This window comes from Paenibacillus polysaccharolyticus (assembly GCF_023714295.1).
In the GTDB taxonomy this organism is placed as follows: domain Bacteria; phylum Bacillota; class Bacilli; order Paenibacillales; family Paenibacillaceae; genus Paenibacillus; species Paenibacillus polysaccharolyticus_A.
Map to the genome: position 1 here is coordinate 1243542 of NZ_JAMAUN010000001.1, position 18641 is coordinate 1262182.

The following is an 18641-nucleotide window of genomic DNA, read 5'->3' on the forward strand; positions in this document are numbered from 1 at the left end:
ACAGGTTATCTCTAATGTGACATATTTAATTTACGGAAACGTTTCCGATATTATGCGAATTAATCATTGGGGAGATGAATGAAATGAAAGCATTGCGTTGGCACGGTGTCAAAGATCTTCGTCTGGAACAAATTTCTGAACCTCAGATTGAACAGGGTAAAGTGAAAATAAAAGTGGAATGGTGCGGGATCTGCGGCAGCGATCTACATGAATACACAGCTGGACCGATTTTTATCCCAGCTCAGGCTCCGCATCCGCTAACAGGCGAACAAGCACCTGTTGTAATGGGGCATGAGTTTTCCGGACAAGTGGTTGAAGTGGGCGAAGGGGTGACTCGTTTTCAGGCCGGTGATCGTGTGGTTGTAGAGCCCATTTATGCATGCGGTCATTGCGAAGCTTGTAAACAAGGCAGATACAATTTATGTGACAAGATGGGATTTTTAGGTCTGGCCGGCGGCGGAGGGGGATTCTCCGAGTATGTAACAGCAGATGAGAAGATGGTTCATGCCATTCCCGATTCCATCTCCTATGAGCAGGGCGCTCTGGTTGAACCTTCTGCGGTAGCTCTGCACGCTGTACGCCAGAGTAAACTGAACGTTGGGGATACGGCAGCGGTATTTGGTGCAGGGCCGATTGGACTGTTGGTCATTGAAGCGCTCAAGGCATCCGGAGCATCCGATATTTATGTTGTGGAATTGTCGCCGGAGCGTAAAGCAAAAGCGAAAGAACTAGGTGCGATTGTGATTGACCCGACCGAGGTTCAAGTGGTTGAAGAGATTCACCAGCGTTCGCCAGGGGGAGTCGCTGTAGCCTACGAAGTAACAGGTGTGCCTCGTGTGCTGCAACAAGCGATTGACTCAACACGTATTGGTGGCGAACTGATGATTGTGAGCATTTTTGAACAAGAGGCGCCAATACAGCCAAACTCCATTGTGATGAAAGAGCGCACAGTAAACGGAATCATCGGTTATCGCGATGTGTTCCCGGCTGTCATCCGTTTGATGGAGAAAGGTTTTTTCCCGGCCGACAAGCTGGTGACCAAGCGCATTGTGCTGGATGAGGTTGTGGAACACGGTTTTGAAGCGTTGCTTAAAGAAAAAAATCAGGTAAAAATTTTGGTCAAGGCAGAATAGTTCTTCAATTCTTATAGTAGACCTCTTATCTTCGGATACGAGCGTCTACTTTTTTTGCTGAAAAGGGCGAAATTTGTTGCAGTGTAAGCACCTTTTACATACTATAAAAAGATACAATTTGTATCTTTTTTGAGCGTATTTGCAAAGTGATTATGTTGAAGGAGGATGCGGATATGCAAAAGAAAGCAACCTGGGCAGCGATTGGGCTGGCTCTTGTCGCCGGAGCGGGCTGGATGCTCGTGGGAAACGCCAAACCCAAGATGAATACTCCTGCATTAAGACCTGCGGCTACAGACCGCGGGGATGTGCAAGTGTCCAATGCCCCGCTTCAATCTGTTGATGTGACGAGCAAGCTGGAATTGTTAGGGAGGGCTTTTAACAAATCGCCTTATGCCAACAACGTATGGGACATGCAACGATACAACGGTAAAATCTATCTGGGTCATGGAAACAGCAGCAATACGGGACCTGCACAAAATGCGGGACCGATCCCTGTCGTATACTATGATGCAGCGAATGCCCAATTTGAGACACAGGCCGTGATGAACAGTAATCCGAGCATTATTCCTTCGACAAAAATGTACGTGGATGAAGAGCAGATCGACCTCTATAAGGTGTTAAATGGAAAATTGTATATTCCTGGTCATGATTCCGTTGGTGAAAGCTGGGACTTTGGCAACTATTACCGTTTGGATGATGGGGTGTGGACTAAATATCGTAATCTGCCCAAGGGCGTTCATGTCTATGATCTCGCATATTATCAAGGCAAGCTGTTTGCTGCACTTGGCACAGAAACCAAACCAACGGTCTTAATCTCACATAATGATGGGCAAAGCTGGCAGCAGTTTGCAACAATCAACTCATTTGGCTTTAGAGCGTACACGCTGTTTGAAATCAATGGGAAATTGTATGCTTCCGGAATGATGTACCCCGCCAATCAGATATGGAGTGACAAAACGAATATACTGGAGATTAATGAGCGTTTGGAAAAGAGAGATGTAGCCATCTATGGTAGCAAAATGTTACCTGGGTTAACCTATCAACAAGGTACAGTTCCTTATAACAAAATCGGTAAAAATATTAAATATAACAATAAGCTGGTGTATATTGCTGGCGGTGTCTTCAATGATAGTCAGCTGTTGCCTAAATCATTGAACGTGATGACGGATATCAACCAGGCGAGACGTGTCATTCTGGCAGATGCAAATGCGTTGCCAACAGACCTGCTTGTGCGTGATGATAAAGTTTATGTGTTAACATACACTCGCAAACAGGCCAATGTTTACGTGAGCAGGGTCTATCAAACCAATGATCTGATAACATGGAATGAAATTTTACGCTTTACACAGGACACGTATGCCAAGTCATTTGAGGAGCTTGATGGCGATTTTTATTTTGGATTGGGTACAGACCCGGACGTCCTATCTCCCTCATCTGGAAAATTATTACGAGTGAATCGAGTGGATATTCCTGTGAATTCGAATTAAAGTAGAAGGAAGATTATGGATTATATACTATGCTGCATCCACATTGTTGGTGACCCGGCGATGTGCTGATGATATTCATCGTGCAGACAATCTGCAGCACCCGGGTCAACGGACAGCGGCTCTTCCGAAGCTGTTCTTTTTTTTGTGGTTCCGTTTCGTGTGAGAAATTTGTTTGAAAATAAAAATAAGAATCTATAAAATGGATAAAGAGAAATATTAATGACAGTTCACAGGCGTATGACCACTGCTTAATGTATCCAAAGCATGTCACATCTCAAGGTAAGTGCGAAATGTATACTTCCCATTGCAAAGGAGACTAAATCATGAGCGTACCTTCATCATTGTTTAAACCGTTCACATCTGACAAACTTACCTTGCCCAATCGAATTGTTATGGCACCGATGACCCGGGGATTTTCACCGAGCGGTGTACCAGGGCCCGATGTGGCTGACTATTACCGCCTTAGAGCGGCAGGCGGCGTGGGACTTATTATTACAGAAGGCACAGGGATAAACCATCCATCCTCAGTAAGTGGTGAGAACATTCCGCTTTTTTATGGTGAAGAAGCGCTGCAAGGATGGGCGAATGTGGTCAGGGCTGTTCACGATGCCGGCGGGAAAATAATGCCTCAGCTCTGGCATGTTGGCACTGCACGGCGCTCTGGAGATTTACCTAATGCAGAGGCTCACCCGGTTAGTCCGTCCGGAATAAGCATGGCTGGTGAAGCGGCTTACGAACCATTAACGGAAGAGGAGATCCAAGAGCTTATACAAGCCTATGCTGAAGCAGCGGCTGATGCGAAGCGTATCGGTTTTGATGGAATTGAATTACATGGTGCGCATGGATATTTAATGGATCAATTTTTCTGGGCGCAGACGAATCGTAGGTCTGACAAGTATGGCGGTGATTTAATACGCCGAACACAGTTTGCTGTCGAAGTGATCGAAGCATGCCGTGCTGCGGTGGGGCCTGATTTTCCAATTGTTCTTCGCTTCTCGCAATGGAAAATGGGCAGTTACGAGGCAAAGCTGGTCGAATCGCCAGAGGAGCTGAAACAGTTTTTGGAACCGCTCAGTGCAGCGGGGGTAGATATCTTCCATTGTTCAACACGCCGTTTCTGGCTCCCGGAGTTTGAAGGTTCTGATCTTAATCTTGCGGGCTGGACCCAGAAAATAACGGGCAAACCCGCGATTTCGGTTGGTTCAGTAGGTTTAGAGGCAGAGTTTGTTGAACGTGGCAGTGAAAAGCAAGAAACGGGAGATGCACATCTTGACTTGCTGAACGATAAGATGGAGAACGGGGAATTCGATCTGATTGCACTTGGACGTGTGCTACTGAGTGATCCCGAATGGCCGCTTAAAGTGAAAGAGGGACATAATGCCGATATCATTCCTTTTACAAGTGAAGTGTTATCCAAACTACATTAAAAAAATTCATTATATGAAAAATTCAAAACAGCAATACTTAACATGTGATTATATCCATAATAATGGGATAAAAGCTTTTAAAACCAATTACAGAGCCGCCGCAAGGCGGTTTTTTCATTTCTCATAACTATCCTGTTGAATAACGAACTTAATACCTCTAATTCTCAGTTGGTAAACATTTCATTATATGAAAAATTCACAATAGATAAACAGGAATCCGCATATACTCAGAACGCCTTCATTACGTTAATGCCCGCGCAATGTTAAAACAGCTATTCATGCCATATCCAGGTACAAGAAGCAAGAATACTTTTCACATCTATATAAGTTGAACTATTCTTTTACACAAAAACGGAGAGGACAGAAAAAAACGAAAAAGCGGAGCTGAGAGCTTTCAAGCATAGGTTTCGCCTTTATCACCGGATTTTCCCCTTTGGAAAAGGGAATCTAAAAAATCTGGGGATAACCGCTACTCTCCAGGTTATTCCGTCATCGGAGTGGGACATGTAAAATCTTTAGTTCAACTTATATAAGACCTATTTTGAAAATCATTCACCTTATGGTAAGGTTAGGCCTGAACGAACTCCAACATTTCCAGAAAAGATATGATATAGGGAGGAAGAACATCCTTGAACATGAATACAATCCTGCGTTTCAATCGGCACCTCAGATTTGTACTGGTGCTGCCTGTAATAGCTGCCCTGATCCTGTTACTGGCTGCATGCGGACAAACCCCGAAGCCTTCAACTGCAACAGATAACAATAATGGAACAGCAGCGAGTCCAAATCATTCACCATCTGGGAATAATGTCACTCAACCTCAAGATGAAGCACATGAAGAACCTCAGAATGACTCACCATTAGAAGAGAATGACCCGGTAAAGGAACAGATTCAGCAACTAACGCTGGAAGAAAAAGTAGGCCAGATGATTCTTGCTGGTGTGCAAGGAACAGCGTTGGATGAACAGGCGAAACGAATGATTGCTGACCAGAAGATCGGCGGCATTATTTTTTATGCCAACAATGTAACGACACTCCAAGGAACGGCTGCTTTTGTGCAATCGATTAAAGAGGCGAATCAGCAAAACCCGGTTCCCATTCTAATGAGTGTGGATCAAGAGGGCGGCAAGGTAAGCCGAATGCCAGAGGCGGTTGAGTCGATCCCGCCCAATCGAAAAGTAGGTAAAACCAATGATACCAAGCTTGCTGAGAAGATGGGCGCATTGCTGGCGAGACAGGTCAAGCTTGCCGGCTTTAATGTTGATTTTGCTCCCGTGCTGGATATTAACAGTAATCCGAAAAATCCAGTCATTGGGGATCGATCCTTCGGCACTACTGCTGCCCTAGTTACACGTATGGGGATGGCCGAGATGAAGGGGCTCCGTAGCGAAGAGGTTATCCCGGTAGTGAAACATTTTCCTGGCCACGGTGATACTTCCGTCGATTCTCATCTGGACTTGCCTGTGGTGAACAAATCGGAGAAACAGCTTGCAGAGCTGGAGTGGATTCCGTTTCAGGCGGCGGTGAAACAACAGGCCGAGGCGGTAATGGTTGCCCATATTTTGTTTCCCAAGCTGGACCCGAATTACCCTGCATCCCTATCAAAAGTGATCATCGGGGATCATCTGCGCGGAAAGTTCAAGTATGACGGTGTAGTGATCACAGATGATTTAAGCATGGGAGCGATCTCGAAAAACTACCCATTGAACAAAGCTGCAATCGCAACGGTTCAGGCCGGAAGTGATATTTTGCTGGTGGCTCATAGTTATGAAAGTGCCAGAACGATTTTTGATACTTTAATTAGCGCAGTGAAGTCAGGCAAAATCAAGGAGTCCCGTATTGACGAGAGTGTGTATCGGATTCTTGAATTGAAACAACATTTCAAGTTGTCTGACGACCAAAAGGCCACTGGAGATGTGAAGCAGTTAAACGCAGATATTCGAAGCTGGCGCAAGCAAGTCGATGCCCGCTGATCTATCCTGTGTTATGATTTGGCTATGAAATTGAGAGAAGATTGCCATCATAACAGGTTAGAGGAGAGAGCTTTTCATGTATACCATTATGATTATTGAAGATGATCCCAAGATTGCGGGGCTACTGAAATCACATATTGAGCGCTATGGGGACCGAGCTGTATTGGTTGAAGACTTTGAGCAGGTGACGGAACAGTTCAAACATCTCCAGCCTCATGTTGTATTACTGGATATCAACTTGCCGAGCTACGACGGATTTTACTGGTGCAGGCAGATCCGAACGATATCGACATGTCCGATCCTGTTTATTTCCGCGAGGAGTGGCAAGATGGATCAGGTCATGGCGCTGGAGAACGGGGCTGATGATTATATTACCAAGCCGTTTGAACATGAGATTGTTATGGCTAAAATACGTAGTCAGTTGCGCCGGGTGTATGGAGATTATGCTGCCCGAGATGAAGAACGGAAGGTCGAACTGAACGGACTCGTGGTTTACTTGGAAAGGCTTGAGATTGAACTCGGCGATCAGAAAGTGCAACTCACCAAAAAGGAAACGATTCTACTGGAAACGCTGATGCGTCGCAGTCCCAAGCTGGTCAGTCGGGAAACCATTTTGGAGAAGTTATGGGATGACTCGTTTGTGGATGATAATACCCTTAGCGTTAATATTACCCGGGTACGCAAACGTCTTGCCGAACTAGGCATTACCGATGCGCTGGAAACGGTGAGAGGCTCCGGATACAGGCTGATTAACAACTGGAAAGCGGCACCATCGTTATGAAGCTGTTTATTCGAGAACATCTCGCTCTGACGTGCTGGGTGTTCGCCATGATGTTCACCGTGGTTGCTGTATTTTGGTACGATGGATACGATCATTGGAAGACGGCGCTATATGCCGTAGGCCTAGGCTTGTTTTTGTATGCCGGTTATCTGGTGTATCGTTACACGTCACATCGAGCCTTTTACACCCGTATGACACAGCCCGTGAATTCGCTCGGTGAATTGGTAGCATTACATGAAACAGCGCCGTTATCAGCCTCTTTGGAAAAACTGCTGGATTCCCAGTATGCGCAGTATCACGCACATCTGAGCCGGCTCGAACAAAAACAACAGGAATATCTTACGTTTATGAACCAATGGGTTCACCAGATGAAAACACCGTTATCTGTCATTGAGCTGACTGTGGAAGAAGAAGAGGACGATGATGCTCGTTTTCGCAGTATTCGCGAGGAAGCGGATCAGATGCGACGGGGATTAGAAACGGTTCTATATGTCGCAAGGCTGGATACCTTCGAGCAGGACTTCAGCGTGGAACCGGTTGAACTCCGAGCGGTAGGTGAGGAAGCGATTCATGAGTTGAAACGATTTTTCATTCGTAACCATGTGTATCCGGAGATGCAGATTGATGCTTCGCTAGTGGTGCAATCCGATGCAAAGTGGGTTCGATTCGTGCTGGTACAGCTGTTATCCAATGCGATCAAGTATGCCGCAGGCAGCGGGCAGAAAGTGCACATGCGCGCCTACGAAGCGGAGCAGAAGGTTATACTGGAAGTTCAGGATCATGGGATTGGCATACCCAAATCAGACCTGAACCGAGTGTTTAGACCTTTTTTCACCGGAGAGAACGGAAGACATTTTAAGGAATCTACTGGTATGGGGCTGTACATCGCGAAAGAAGTGCTGACACGTATGAATCATCAGATCGAGCTTGAATCGGTATATGGGGAAGGAACGACAGTCCGAATTACCTTTTCGGTTTGAACGCAAGCAATCATGAAATAAAGCTGAATTCATATTCGAATTGAATATGAGTTAGATGTGAAATAACGACGCCTTTTGCCGTTCTGGGAGGAAGGCGTCTTTTTCTTGCGATTTCTGAGGGGTACGGGTACGGAACCTTACAATATTGTCATGTTGGTGAAAGGTTAACCCATAGGAGAATAAGTGAAGTTTCGGGTAGACTGTAGTCAGAAGGTTAGCCAAGAAGATAAGTACTTAGAAGTTAAAATTAGACGTTAATCGTTAAAGGAGTTGTAGGTATGGAGATATGTTCCGTCAAACAGATCAGCAAAATTTATAAAGGGATTGTATCCTATGAAGCCTTGTCAGGGATTGATCTTAGTATCCAAGAGGGAGAGTTTGTGGGTATTATGGGGCCATCCGGTAGTGGCAAAACAACATTGCTGAACATGATTTCAACCATTGATCATCCCACATCAGGGGAATTGCGAATTGCGGGTCAGAATCCATTTGATCTGGGAGCAGATCAGCTGGCTTTGTTCCGGCGCAGAGAACTAGGCTTTGTGTTTCAATCCTTCAACCTGCTTAACACACTGACGGTGAAGGAAAATATCGTGCTCCCATTAACATTAGATGGCGTTTCCGTTCCGGAGATGAATACGCGAGTAGTGGAGCTTGCAAGCAAATTGGGCATTGAAGGCATTTTAAACAAACGCACGTATGAAATATCGGGCGGACAGGCACAGCGGACAGCGATCGCTCGAGCGTTGATCCATTCTCCCAAGCTTATTCTGGCAGATGAGCCAACAGGTAATCTGGACTCCAAGGCAGCCAAGGATGTAATGAAGATTCTTGAACAGCGCAATCGAGAGGATCAGGCGACGATGTTGCTCGTAACCCACGATGCTGTGGCTGCTAGTTACTGTAGCCGAGTCGTCTTCATTAAGGATGGTCAATTATATAACGAAATTCATTACGGTGATAACCGCGCGGCCTTCTATCAAAAGATTATAAACGTATTATCCCTGATGGGAGGCTCTGGACATGAATTTTCGCCAGTTCGCCATTAATAACGTTGTTCGAAACAAACGAATTTATCTGGCTCATTTTCTAAGCAGTACGTTCTCGGTTATGATCTTTTTTATCTATGCGTTGCTGCTGTTCCACCCGGATTTACAAGATGGTTTGAAAGGTTCTTCCCAGACGGTGACGGTGCTTGCGAACCAAGGCCTGATGATTGCTGAAATCATCATTTTCATATTCTCTTTCCTGTTTCTGCTGTATTCGGTCGGTTCATTTCTGAAGACTCGGAAGAAGGAGTTTGGTATCTTCCTGATCATCGGCATGACTCGTAAGCAGATGAACCGACTTTTGTTTATGGAAAATATGTGTATCGGCTTAGCCTCCATCGTGGCAGGTATCGGACTTGGACTCATATTTGGTAAATTGGTTTTGCTTATTTGTGGTTCCATGCTTGCGGTGGAGAACAGTCTGAGATTTTATTTTCCACTCAAAGGCATTCTGCTGACAGCCGGAGCGTTTCTGGTGCTTTTTGTAGTCATTGCTCTGTCATCCTCATTGCTGATTCGTAAGGGAACGTTGATTGACCTCGTGAAATCAGAGGAAAAACCAAAACCTGAGCCGAAGGCATCACCGCTGCTCTCGTTGCTCTCGGTTGTGCTGATTGGTGGAGGGTATACAGGTGTATTTATCTTCGCGTGGGGATCATATATTTTCCCTTTATTGTTTGGCAGTGTGCTCAGCGTAATTGCAGGTACGTATCTTCTGTTCACGCAGCTGAGTGTATATGTCATTCGGGCATTGAAAAAGAAAGAAGGATTGTTTTACCGCAAGACGAATCTGCTCTTCCTGTCCGAGCTTACCTATCGCATGAAAGATAATGCTGTGATGTTTTTTATGGTCAGTGTCATCTCGGCTTCTGCGTTTACGGGCATTGGCAGCATGCTGACTATAGGTGATCCAAGGCTGTCTTCCATGACGAATCCATATGCTTTTACGTATACAAATTCAGGCTTTACGGATTCCGCGGTCGTTGATCGTCAGATCCGAAAAATTGAAGAGACGCTGGTTAATCGCGAAGTTCCATATGTGAAAGGTAGTTATCGGCCTCTCTATGAGAACAATAACAACTACATCATCAAACTGAGTTCATATAACCGTCTTGCCAAAGCGCTTGGTTATGAAGAACGGGTACTGGATCGCAATGATCTGGCCTTTAATACAGCACCCAATATTACTGCACGCAATAAACTGTTAGATACGAAAGAGGACAGTTACCCCTACTCCGCTGATTTGTATGTTGGTGAACAGCAGCATTTACAAATGCAGATGTTGCCACCGGCAACAGATATCGTGATTCCGATGGATGGTGAGGCGGGCGTCTACGTTGTTTCCGACGACCTGTATTCCAAGATTCGAGAAACATACATTGCAGAGATTAAGATGAATATTGATTTTTACTCCGATCAGACGACATTTTTTGTGATAAAAGACTGGATGTCGACGCGCAGTTTTGCTCCGGAATTGCTGGATGCGATTGAGAAAGACCGCCCGGAGAAGGGATATATTCAGTTCACTTCTCTTGTCGTAGACTGGCTAAATAATAAACAAACCAATGGCATCATTCTCATCGTAAGTGGATTGATCGGTATTGTGTTCTTCACCTTCGCGGCGAGCTTCACCTATTTCAGGCTGTATGCAGATCTGGAGCGAGATGAGGCACAGTATCGCATGATTGGTAAAATGGGACTTAGCCGCCCGGAACTACGTAAAATTGTAACAAGACAGCTCGTGCTGATGTTTTTCCTGCCGCTTCTCGTGGCTTTGATTCACAGTACAGTTGCATTTACGGCGCTGTATCAGATGGTTCAGTTTTCGATTCTAGATCATAGCCTTGGCGTATTTATGGTGTTTGTCACGATGCAACTTGTCTTCTTTGCCATGGTTCGCTGGCGCTATCTGCGTCATATGTATTCGAAGCTCGTGTAAACTAGCGTTACACCTTATACATTTCACTGCGTTTTATCAGCCTTGGCCGGTAGGTCAGGGTTTTCTTTTTTTAGTTAAGAAAGATTTAAGATAGAGGAATTAGCAGGAATGAAGGAACTTGATATATAGTAATATTAATATAAAGAGAAAAAAATAATTCAAAGCAGAAGAATGGGGATGTGGAGGGAAATCTATTGTTTAAAGGTAATGCATTTGTCCGGTTCAGTATTGCACTGGCCCTAATATTGGTTAATATCTATTTACTATCCCGTGTGAGCTTTATCTTTCAGCCGCTGGTTACTATGGTTACAGTAATTACTGTGCCAATGATGCTGTCCGTGTTTTTTTATTACTTGTTGCGGCCGCTCGTGGGTTATTTGGAGAAATTAAAGTATTTGAATCGAACGCTAAGTATTCTGCTAATCTACGTTGTGGCTATTATGCTGGGTGTGGCGTTTATTGTGGGGTTGTGGCCTTCTTTGCGAGAGCAACTGGTGAACCTGGTCGAGAATGCGCCTAATCTATTGAACGCACTTAGTCTGCAATTAAAAGATTTGGAGCAGAATGGTGCGATTCAGGCATTGTTCCCGAATGACTCCACGCCATTATCGCAGGTTACGGATTATGTGAACAAGGGATTTACGTTTGTAACCAACTATGTGAGTGGCTTCATTTCGTTAATTTCCAGCTTTGCGATCATCTTATTTACGTTTCCCATCATTCTGTTCTATATGCTGAAGCAGGACAAGTTGTTTGGACGCAAATTGGTGAATATTGCCCCTAAACGTTTCCAGCAGGACAGCCGTGAAGTGGTACTTGAGATTGATCAGGCTTTGAGTGGGTTTATCGTAGGCAGAGTGCTCGTCAACCTGGCTCTGGGTGTGCTCATGTATATTGGTTTTCTGTTCATCGGCCTTCCGTACGCACTACTGTTGACGGTAGTCGCAGTCATCCTGAACTTTATACCTTTTATCGGTGCCATTGTATCTTCCATTCCTATTGTAATCATGGGACTGGTTGTATCTCCATCGGTTGCCATCTGGTCACTTGTAATCATTCTCGTATCGCAACAGATCCAGGATAATCTGGTTGCGCCGTACGTATTCGGCAAAAAGCTGGATATCCACCCGCTCACGACGATTATTTTGGTACTTGGTGCTGGTGACCTCGGTGGAATCATTGGTATTCTTGTTATTATTCCCGTCTACATGATTGTAAAAATACTGCTGGTTCGAATCTATCAGATGTTTTTCAAAGAAAAATGGCAGAATGCCTAGGGCGTGTCTGAAAACGCTGAAAGAAGGTTTCAAGACACGGCCTAGGTCTATTAGTAGAGCTACCCATAGGGTAAAAATGTAACTGTTCGTAAACCGTGGTAGAATAGAAGGGATAACAGCCATACTTAGAACAACAAAAAAAGATCATAAGGAGAGGAACTTATGTCTGAAATCATTGAAAAAAGTGTAACGGAAGCGGAATATATTGCCCCTCCAGCGGTTCAGGTCGGAACCATTCATATTTCTAACGATGTCGTGTCCAAAATTGTTGGCATAGCCGCGCAAACCACTCCTGGGGTGTCTTCCATGTCTGTTGGGCTGACGGAAGGTCTCGCCAAGAGCATCAGCGGTAAAAGTCTGCAAAAAGGCATTGACGTTCATATTCAAAATGATGAAGCGTCCATTCAATTGCGCATTAATGTGCAATATGGCCGCAAGATGCACGAGGTCTGCCAGGAACTGCAACATAACGTACAGCAAGCGGTGGAGCAGATGGCAGGCGTAATCGTGAAGGAAGTTAAAGTGCAGGTTGTCGGCATTGCCATGCCTGAGAACGTGTAAATGGTATAATTATTTTTAATAGGTAAGCACCTTCCTAAGACGGGTTCATGGGGAAGGTGCTGTTTTGTGTTTGCGATAGAAGGTGGGGGCTTCACCCACCACTTTTTTAAACATTTTGGAGAAAAGAAGCTGGTCTGCATATCCAACGGAACGGGCAATATCCCCGATACTCAGGTTAAGATCAAGCGTCAGTTCTGCTGCTCTGCGCATACGATAATGGACGAGATAAGACTGAATGCTGCTTCCGATCTGATCTTTAAAGAGGGAACACAGATAACTTCGCTGCAAGCCGATGTGAGAGGCGATGGATTGTACTGTAATGTTGTTGGCATAGTTCATCTCGATAAAATCAATCACCTGAGTCACATATGTTTCTTTGCCATAATCTACGGTGGTGTGTACGTTCTCTTCATGCGCATGATCGATCAAGATCGCAAAAAACTGATAGAGCCATCCAGTCATACTAATCTCCCAGCCTTTATGAGCCGTGCGAGAATGAACAATCCGGTGCAGGCAGGAGCGCATCTCGTCGTCTTCGTCACCGAGATCAAAGATGGGCTGTTGTTCCGACAAAGCGGCTTGTTGTAAAAAGGAAGCACTGTGCGTGCCCTGAAATGCAACCCAGCTATATTCCCACGGATCATCTTGATCAGCCTTATAATGCACTACGGAATGAGGAACGATCAGGAAGCCTTGCCCCTTCTGTAGATGGTAGGTCTTGCCTGCAACTTCAAACGTGCCTTTGCCGTTCAGGACATAATGGATTTTATAGTAATCCCTCATTGCTGGGCCGAAGTGGTGCCCGGGCGTGCAGGCTTCAGTACCATAATGAAGGAGTTGCAGCTCCTGAAAATGTGTGTTTTTGAACATATATGTAATCATTACGTCCACCCCTGTGAGAATTAATTGATTCATGCATTTTAACATATATGAAGAAGTAAATGTTATATATATTAAAGTTAAAGTGTAATCATAACGATCATTTTCACATATCAATGTAGCGATAAACCATATCGTTTATCCAAAAATATGACTAAAATAGAGAGTATTAATAGCCGAGCTTAACCAATTTTATAGAAAAGAGTGAATGAACGATGCCTTATATTGCAAATGAACAACGTTATGATGATATGACCTATTCTCGCTCAGGAAAATCGGGAATTAAGCTTCCACAGATTGCACTGGGATTATGGCAGAATTTTGGCGGCAACCGCTCGCTGGATATTCAGGAAGAAATGATTTTGCGTGCGTTCGATCTCGGTATTAACCATTTTGATCTGGCGAATAACTATGGGCCACCTCCAGGGTCAGCGGAAGAGAACTTTGGCGTGATCTACCACAAACATCTGCGTCCTTACCGGGATGAGCTGCTGATCTCTTCCAAGGCGGGCTACCATATGTGGAGCGGCCCTTACGGCGAGTGGGGTTCCCGTAAAAATTTGATTGCCAGTCTCGACCAGAGCTTACGCCGAATGGGACTGGATTATGTAGACATTTTCTATCATCATCGTCCAGATCCAGACACGCCACTGGAAGAAACGATGACAGCGCTGGATCACATCGTAAGGCAAGGTAAGGCGTTATATGTGGGCTTGTCCAACTATAATGCACAACAGACGCAGGAAGCAGTGACGATTCTGCGCCGGCTGGGAACACCTTGTCTTGTTCACCAGCCGAACTATTCCATGTTGAACCGCTGGATTGAAGATGGTTTGCAAGATGTGTTGGACGAGCAAGGTGTAGGTTCTATTGCGTTTTGCCCACTCGGTCGAGGTCAGTTGACGAACAAATACGTGGACAAAATCAAAGCGGAACGGGCCAATCCTACAGGTAATCTAAAGAAAGAATCTTATACAGACGAACGTATCGCGAAATTCGAAGCGCTACAAGCCGTGGCAGAACGACGAGGACAGACGATTTCACAACTTGCACTCAACTGGGTATTACGTGGTGACCGCGTAACGTCTGCATTGATCGGAGCCAGCCGAGTATCGCAGATTGAAGAAAATGTTGCTGCGCTCAAGGCTCCTGAATTAACAGCCGCAGAGCTGAGTGAGATGGATACGATTTTGGACGGGATCGGCAACATTCCTTGGTAAACGTCTTGTATAGGTAATGTTTTATATGGGGTACCTTTTCTCTCTATAGAGAAGGGGTACTTTTTATGTTGAGAAGGGAAGAACTGGCGTATCGAGTGGCTTAAGGTTTATACTGGAATGATTCGTTATTAGGTTATCAGATCAGCAAGAAAGGGAGATGCATCATGGAGTTTTATCGCTTTGATCGAGAAAGTGGGAAACCCATTACGAAATTTGATTCGAATTTTGTGATGTCTCGGATTATTCAAACGAGTGAAAACGCGCATATAGGCTGTATGCATATACCTGCTAATGGTGTGGTTGGATACCACCAGGCGGTATCACCGCAACTCATGCTCATTATGACAGGAGCAGGACGGGTCCGAAGCGGGAACGACGATTTTATCGAAGTAAAAGCGGGAGAGGCTGTTTTTTGGGAAAACGGAGAATGGCATGAAACGATATCAGAGACCGGTCTAACAGCAATTGTCATCGAGAGTGAAGCATTGAAGCCCTCAGCATACATGAATTCCAAAGAAAGTGACATCTAACTAATCACAAATGGAATGAGAAAGACACGTTCTTATGATAAAAAGGTTGTTGTTCATAGTACCTGGTCATAGGATTTGATGTATAATATAAAGACGTTATATAAATGAACTATTTTTTCACATAAACGGAGAGGACAGAAAAAACCTGGAGAAGCGAAGCTAAAGCTTTCTGTAAGAAAGCTACATCGTAAGCATAAGCTTGCCCTTATCACCGGATTTCCCTTTAGAAAAGGGAATCAAAAAAATCTGGGGATAACAGCGATGGGAAGGTTATTCTGTCATCGTAGTGGATGTGTAAACCTGTTCAATTTATATATATTTGAATGATAAAGGAGAGGCTCCATTTGAATTTTGAACAGTGGATTGCGCCTGAAAACTATAACCTGACATCCGAGATGGAGAACCACCCGTCAGATCGGATCGCACTTAGATGGCTCAGCGATCAACAAGAAGTAGAAGAGATTACGTACGGTGATTTATTAAAGCAGGCGAACCGTCTCGCTGGAGGACTGCGTGAACTTGGTTTGGTAAAAGGGGATCGGGTGTTGGTCATGGTACCACGCCGGATTATCGCTTATGTAATATATATCGCATGTCTGAAACTTGGCATTGCTGTGATTCCATCTTCGGAGATGCTGCGTGCCAAAGATTTGGAATACCGTCTGCGGCATTCATCGGCGAAGGCAGTCATTGTATGGTCTGAGACCACATCAGAAGTGGAGAAAATGGATTCCGACCTGCCAGCACTTGCCCATCGTATCGTTGCATCACCTAACGGAGACCATACTGTGCCTGGAGAAGGCTGGGTTAACGTACACCAATTGATGCAGAATCAGCCGGAAGAAATGGTTGCTGTTCAGACGCATCGTGACGATATGGCCATTCTGGCGTATACCTCGGGCACGACGGGGAATCCAAAGGGCGTTGTACATAGCCACGGCTGGGGTTACGCACATCTGCGGATTGCATCCACGTTATGGCTGGATATTCAGCCGACCGATATGGTGTGGGCGACAGCAGCGCCTGGATGGCAAAAGTGGATCTGGAGCCCGTTTCTGTCGGTACTCGGAAGAGGAGCAACAGGTTTGGTATACAACGGCTCATTTCAGCCGAAGCGTTACCTGGAGTTGATGCAGGCGCATCAGATTAACGTACTCTGCTGTACACCGACGGAATACCGCCTGATGGCAAAAACGGATGATCTCGGACATTATGATTTATCCCATCTTCGAAGCGCTGTATCGGCGGGAGAACCGCTGAATCAGGAAGTGATTGAAATCTTCCAGCGCCATTTCGATCTCACCATCCGCGATGGTTACGGACAGACGGAAAGCACACTTTTAATTGGAAGTTTGAAGGATGCGCCTGTGCGCATCGGTTCGATGGGTCAGTCCATTACCCCGGGATTGATCGAGATTATCGGCGAAGACGGACAACCTCTGCCTGCGGGCGAAGTGGGAGATATTGCTGTACATCAGGACATGCCGGCGCTGTTCCGTGCTTATTATCAGGACGAGGGTCGCAAGGAAGCGAACCAACGCGGGGAATATTTTGTCACAGGTGACCGGGCAAAAAAAGATGAAGAAGGGTACTTCTGGTTTGAAGGCCGGAGTGATGATATTATCATCAGTTCGGGATACACGATTGGGCCGTTTGAGGTTGAAGAGGCGCTCATGAAACATGCGAGTGTGAAAGAGTGTGCTGTCGTTGCAAGTCCCGATGAAATTCGGGGCAACATTGTCAAAGCCTTTGTTGTGTTACGAGACCCTTCCCAAGCCTCATCGGAACTCGCGCATGAACTGCAAAGACATGTAAAGGAATGGACAGCACCTTACAAATATCCACGCAAAATTGAGTTTGTAACGGATCTGCCCAAGACCAACTCAGGTAAAATTCGGCGCATTGAACTGCGAGAGCAGGAAAAACGCAACGGTTAGTTTTCGGACTATGCATAGAGCAATATAGAGGCTACAGAGGAAACAGCATCTTATATGATGATGTTCGGGAATACAACAATTTGAATCTTAACGAAGCAGGAGTGAAGCTAACATGAGCTCGTTTGAACATTCTTTTGCAACATTATTGGAACAATACGCTGAATTAGTAGTTAAAGTGGGTGTCAATATCCAGAAGGGACAAGACCTACTGGTAACAGCACCGATAGAAACACTGGAGTTTACACGTCTAATCGCCCAAAAAGCTTACGCGGCCGGAGCTAACTATGTACAAGTCGATTTCGAGGACGATAATATTACACGTAGCCGGTTTGAGCATGGTTCGGATGATAGCTTTGACTATTATCCGAAGTGGAAAGGCGACATGATGGAACGTTTCGCCGAAGCTGGAGGAGCAACACTGACAATTAAAGTTCCTGACCCAGACTTGTACAACGGAATCGAAGCGACCAAAGTATCTCGTGCGACCAAAGCGGCAGCAGAGGCACGCAAAGGCTATTCTAAATATACACGGAATCATGATATCAGCTGGTGTCTGATCAAAGCGCCAACCGAAGCTTGGGCTAATAAAGTGTTTGCCGACATTCCTGAGGAAGATCGCATCAACGTGATGTGGGATACCATCTTCAAGATGAATCGCGTGGACGGCGGAGATGCTGTACAGAACTGGAAAGAGCATATCGAAACGTTGAACAAGATGAGTGAATTACTCAATCAGAAAAATTATAAGAGCCTACACTATCGTGCACCAGGTACGGATCTGAAAATTGAACTGGTGGGCAACCACATCTGGGGCGGTGGCGGCAGTGAAAACAAACAAGGGGTCTACACCGTCGCGAATATGCCGACAGAAGAGGTATTTACGATGCCGAAGCGTAGCGGTGTGAACGGTTATGTTAGCAGCACAATGCCGCTGAATTTGAACGGACAACTGGTAGATCAGATGCGAATTACATTTAAAGATGGTCAGGTTGTTGCGTATACAGCGGCTTCTGGCGAAGAACATCTGAAGAACCTGTTTGCGACAGACGAGGGGGCTCGTTACTTGGGAGAAGTGGCACTTGTGCCGCATAACTCGCCAATATCGAATCTGAATCGTATTTTCTACAATACGGGCATTGACGAGAATGCATCCTGCCATCTGGCTGTCGGAAGTGCCTATCCGTTCAACATGAAGGGCGGTACATCGATGTCGAATGAAGAATTGCTGAAACATGAATGCAATGTAAGTTTGACGCATGTCGATTTCATGATTGGTTCTGCGGAACTGGACATCGACGGGGAGCTACAGGACGGTACGATTGAGCCGGTATTCCGCAAAGGAAACTGGGCATTTTAATATGAAATGCATAGTCTGTTAACGATGAAAGTATAAGTGCAATTCTAGTGTAGTCAAATCAATAACAGATGCAACGTAGAAAAGTGACTTCAATGGAAGTCACTTTTCTGT

At 45.3% G+C, this 18641-nt stretch carries 15 protein-coding genes; 14 read left to right on the top strand and 1 reads right to left on the bottom strand.

Translation table 11 applies throughout. The features are described from left to right. Positions 1–83: 83 nt before the first annotated feature. From M3629_RS05960 to M3629_RS06005, 10 genes are all read left to right on the top strand, one after another. On the top strand, positions 84–1133 hold the full coding sequence (locus M3629_RS05960; RefSeq protein WP_251503285.1) for a 2,3-butanediol dehydrogenase: 1050 nt from the start codon (positions 84–86) through the stop codon (positions 1131–1133). A 173-nt stretch (positions 1134–1306) separates the two neighbouring features. Then, entirely contained in the window at positions 1307–2620 is a 1314-nt protein-coding gene (locus M3629_RS05965; protein WP_251503286.1) for a hypothetical protein, read from the top strand. A gap of 323 nt (positions 2621–2943) precedes the next feature. Beyond that, positions 2944–4047, top strand: a complete 1104-nt coding sequence (locus M3629_RS05970; RefSeq protein ID WP_251503287.1) for an NADH:flavin oxidoreductase — start codon at positions 2944–2946, stop codon at positions 4045–4047. Between the two features lie 635 nt (positions 4048–4682). Further along, positions 4683–6020, top strand: coding sequence for a beta-N-acetylhexosaminidase (gene nagZ / locus M3629_RS05975; protein ID WP_251504597.1), 1338 nt, complete (start codon positions 4683–4685; stop codon positions 6018–6020). Positions 6021–6096: 76 nt separating this feature from the next. Further along, complete coding sequence (locus tag M3629_RS05980; protein ID WP_251503288.1) at positions 6097–6801, top strand: response regulator transcription factor; 705 nt, start codon at positions 6097–6099, stop codon at positions 6799–6801. After that, positions 6798–7781 (top strand): sensor histidine kinase, encoded by a 984-nt coding sequence (locus M3629_RS05985; RefSeq protein WP_251503289.1) that lies wholly within the window; start codon positions 6798–6800, stop codon positions 7779–7781. Before M3629_RS05980 ends, M3629_RS05985 begins: the two co-directional genes overlap by 4 nt. A 278-nt stretch (positions 7782–8059) precedes the next feature. Continuing rightward, a complete protein-coding gene (locus M3629_RS05990) occupies positions 8060–8830 on the top strand; it encodes an ABC transporter ATP-binding protein (RefSeq protein WP_251503290.1) in 771 nt (256 codons plus the stop codon). Beyond that, positions 8805–10769 (top strand): FtsX-like permease family protein, encoded by a 1965-nt coding sequence (locus M3629_RS05995; RefSeq protein ID WP_251503291.1) that lies wholly within the window; start codon positions 8805–8807, stop codon positions 10767–10769. Before M3629_RS05990 ends, M3629_RS05995 begins: the two co-directional genes overlap by 26 nt. Before the next feature lie 194 nt (positions 10770–10963). Further along, positions 10964–12046 carry an AI-2E family transporter gene (locus tag M3629_RS06000; RefSeq protein ID WP_251503292.1) on the top strand — a complete coding sequence of 361 codons (1083 nt, stop codon included), beginning with the start codon at positions 10964–10966 and terminating at the stop codon, positions 12044–12046. A 162-nt stretch (positions 12047–12208) separates the two neighbouring features. Further along, on the top strand, positions 12209–12607 hold the full coding sequence (locus M3629_RS06005) for an Asp23/Gls24 family envelope stress response protein (protein ID WP_251503293.1): 399 nt from the start codon (positions 12209–12211) through the stop codon (positions 12605–12607). 45 nt (positions 12608–12652) lie between these two features. Here M3629_RS06005 and M3629_RS06010 read toward each other — a convergent pair whose 3' ends face one another. Beyond that, on the bottom strand, positions 12653–13489 hold the full coding sequence (locus M3629_RS06010; RefSeq protein ID WP_251503294.1) for an AraC family transcriptional regulator: 837 nt from the start codon (positions 13487–13489) through the stop codon (positions 12653–12655). 212 nt (positions 13490–13701) lie between these two features. Between M3629_RS06010 and M3629_RS06015 the strand changes: the two genes are divergently transcribed. The 4 genes from M3629_RS06015 (at position 13702) to M3629_RS06030 (ending at position 18530) form a co-directional block, all read left to right on the top strand. Next, positions 13702–14706, top strand: a complete 1005-nt coding sequence (locus tag M3629_RS06015; RefSeq protein WP_251503295.1) for an aldo/keto reductase — start codon at positions 13702–13704, stop codon at positions 14704–14706. A gap of 164 nt (positions 14707–14870) precedes the next feature. Beyond that, positions 14871–15236, top strand: coding sequence for a cupin (locus M3629_RS06020; protein ID WP_251503296.1), 366 nt, complete (start codon positions 14871–14873; stop codon positions 15234–15236). A 323-nt stretch (positions 15237–15559) separates the two neighbouring features. Beyond that, the gene (gene mbcS, locus M3629_RS06025) at positions 15560–17173 is read left to right on the top strand and encodes an acyl-CoA synthetase MbcS (protein WP_251503297.1); all 1614 of its coding nucleotides are present in this window, start codon (positions 15560–15562) and stop codon (positions 17171–17173) included. A 112-nt stretch (positions 17174–17285) separates the two neighbouring features. After that, entirely contained in the window at positions 17286–18530 is a 1245-nt protein-coding gene (locus tag M3629_RS06030) for an aminopeptidase (protein WP_251503298.1), read from the top strand. The last annotated feature ends 111 nt before the right edge of the window (positions 18531–18641 follow it).

Bases quoted from the DNA above. Each gene is read 5' to 3' on its own strand.
- M3629_RS05980 (WP_251503288.1), top strand. From the start codon at position 6,097: ATGTATACCATTATGATTATTGAAGATGATCCCAAGATTGCGGGGCTA.
- M3629_RS06015 (WP_251503295.1), top strand. From the start codon at position 13,702: ATGCCTTATATTGCAAATGAACAACGTTATGATGATATGACCTATTCT.
- M3629_RS06010 (WP_251503294.1), bottom strand. From the start codon at position 13,489: ATGATTACATATATGTTCAAAAACACACATTTTCAGGAGCTGCAACTC.
- M3629_RS05990 (WP_251503290.1), top strand. From the start codon at position 8,060: ATGGAGATATGTTCCGTCAAACAGATCAGCAAAATTTATAAAGGGATT.
- M3629_RS06020 (WP_251503296.1), top strand. From the start codon at position 14,871: ATGGAGTTTTATCGCTTTGATCGAGAAAGTGGGAAACCCATTACGAAA.
- nagZ (WP_251504597.1), top strand. From the start codon at position 4,683: ATGAATACAATCCTGCGTTTCAATCGGCACCTCAGATTTGTACTGGTG.
- M3629_RS06030 (WP_251503298.1), top strand. From the start codon at position 17,286: ATGAGCTCGTTTGAACATTCTTTTGCAACATTATTGGAACAATACGCT.
- M3629_RS06005 (WP_251503293.1), top strand. From the start codon at position 12,209: ATGTCTGAAATCATTGAAAAAAGTGTAACGGAAGCGGAATATATTGCC.
- M3629_RS05965 (WP_251503286.1), top strand. From the start codon at position 1,307: ATGCAAAAGAAAGCAACCTGGGCAGCGATTGGGCTGGCTCTTGTCGCC.
- mbcS (WP_251503297.1), top strand. From the start codon at position 15,560: ATGATAAAGGAGAGGCTCCATTTGAATTTTGAACAGTGGATTGCGCCT.
- M3629_RS05985 (WP_251503289.1), top strand. From the start codon at position 6,798: ATGAAGCTGTTTATTCGAGAACATCTCGCTCTGACGTGCTGGGTGTTC.
- M3629_RS05970 (WP_251503287.1), top strand. From the start codon at position 2,944: ATGAGCGTACCTTCATCATTGTTTAAACCGTTCACATCTGACAAACTT.
- M3629_RS05995 (WP_251503291.1), top strand. From the start codon at position 8,805: ATGAATTTTCGCCAGTTCGCCATTAATAACGTTGTTCGAAACAAACGA.
- M3629_RS05960 (WP_251503285.1), top strand. From the start codon at position 84: ATGAAAGCATTGCGTTGGCACGGTGTCAAAGATCTTCGTCTGGAACAA.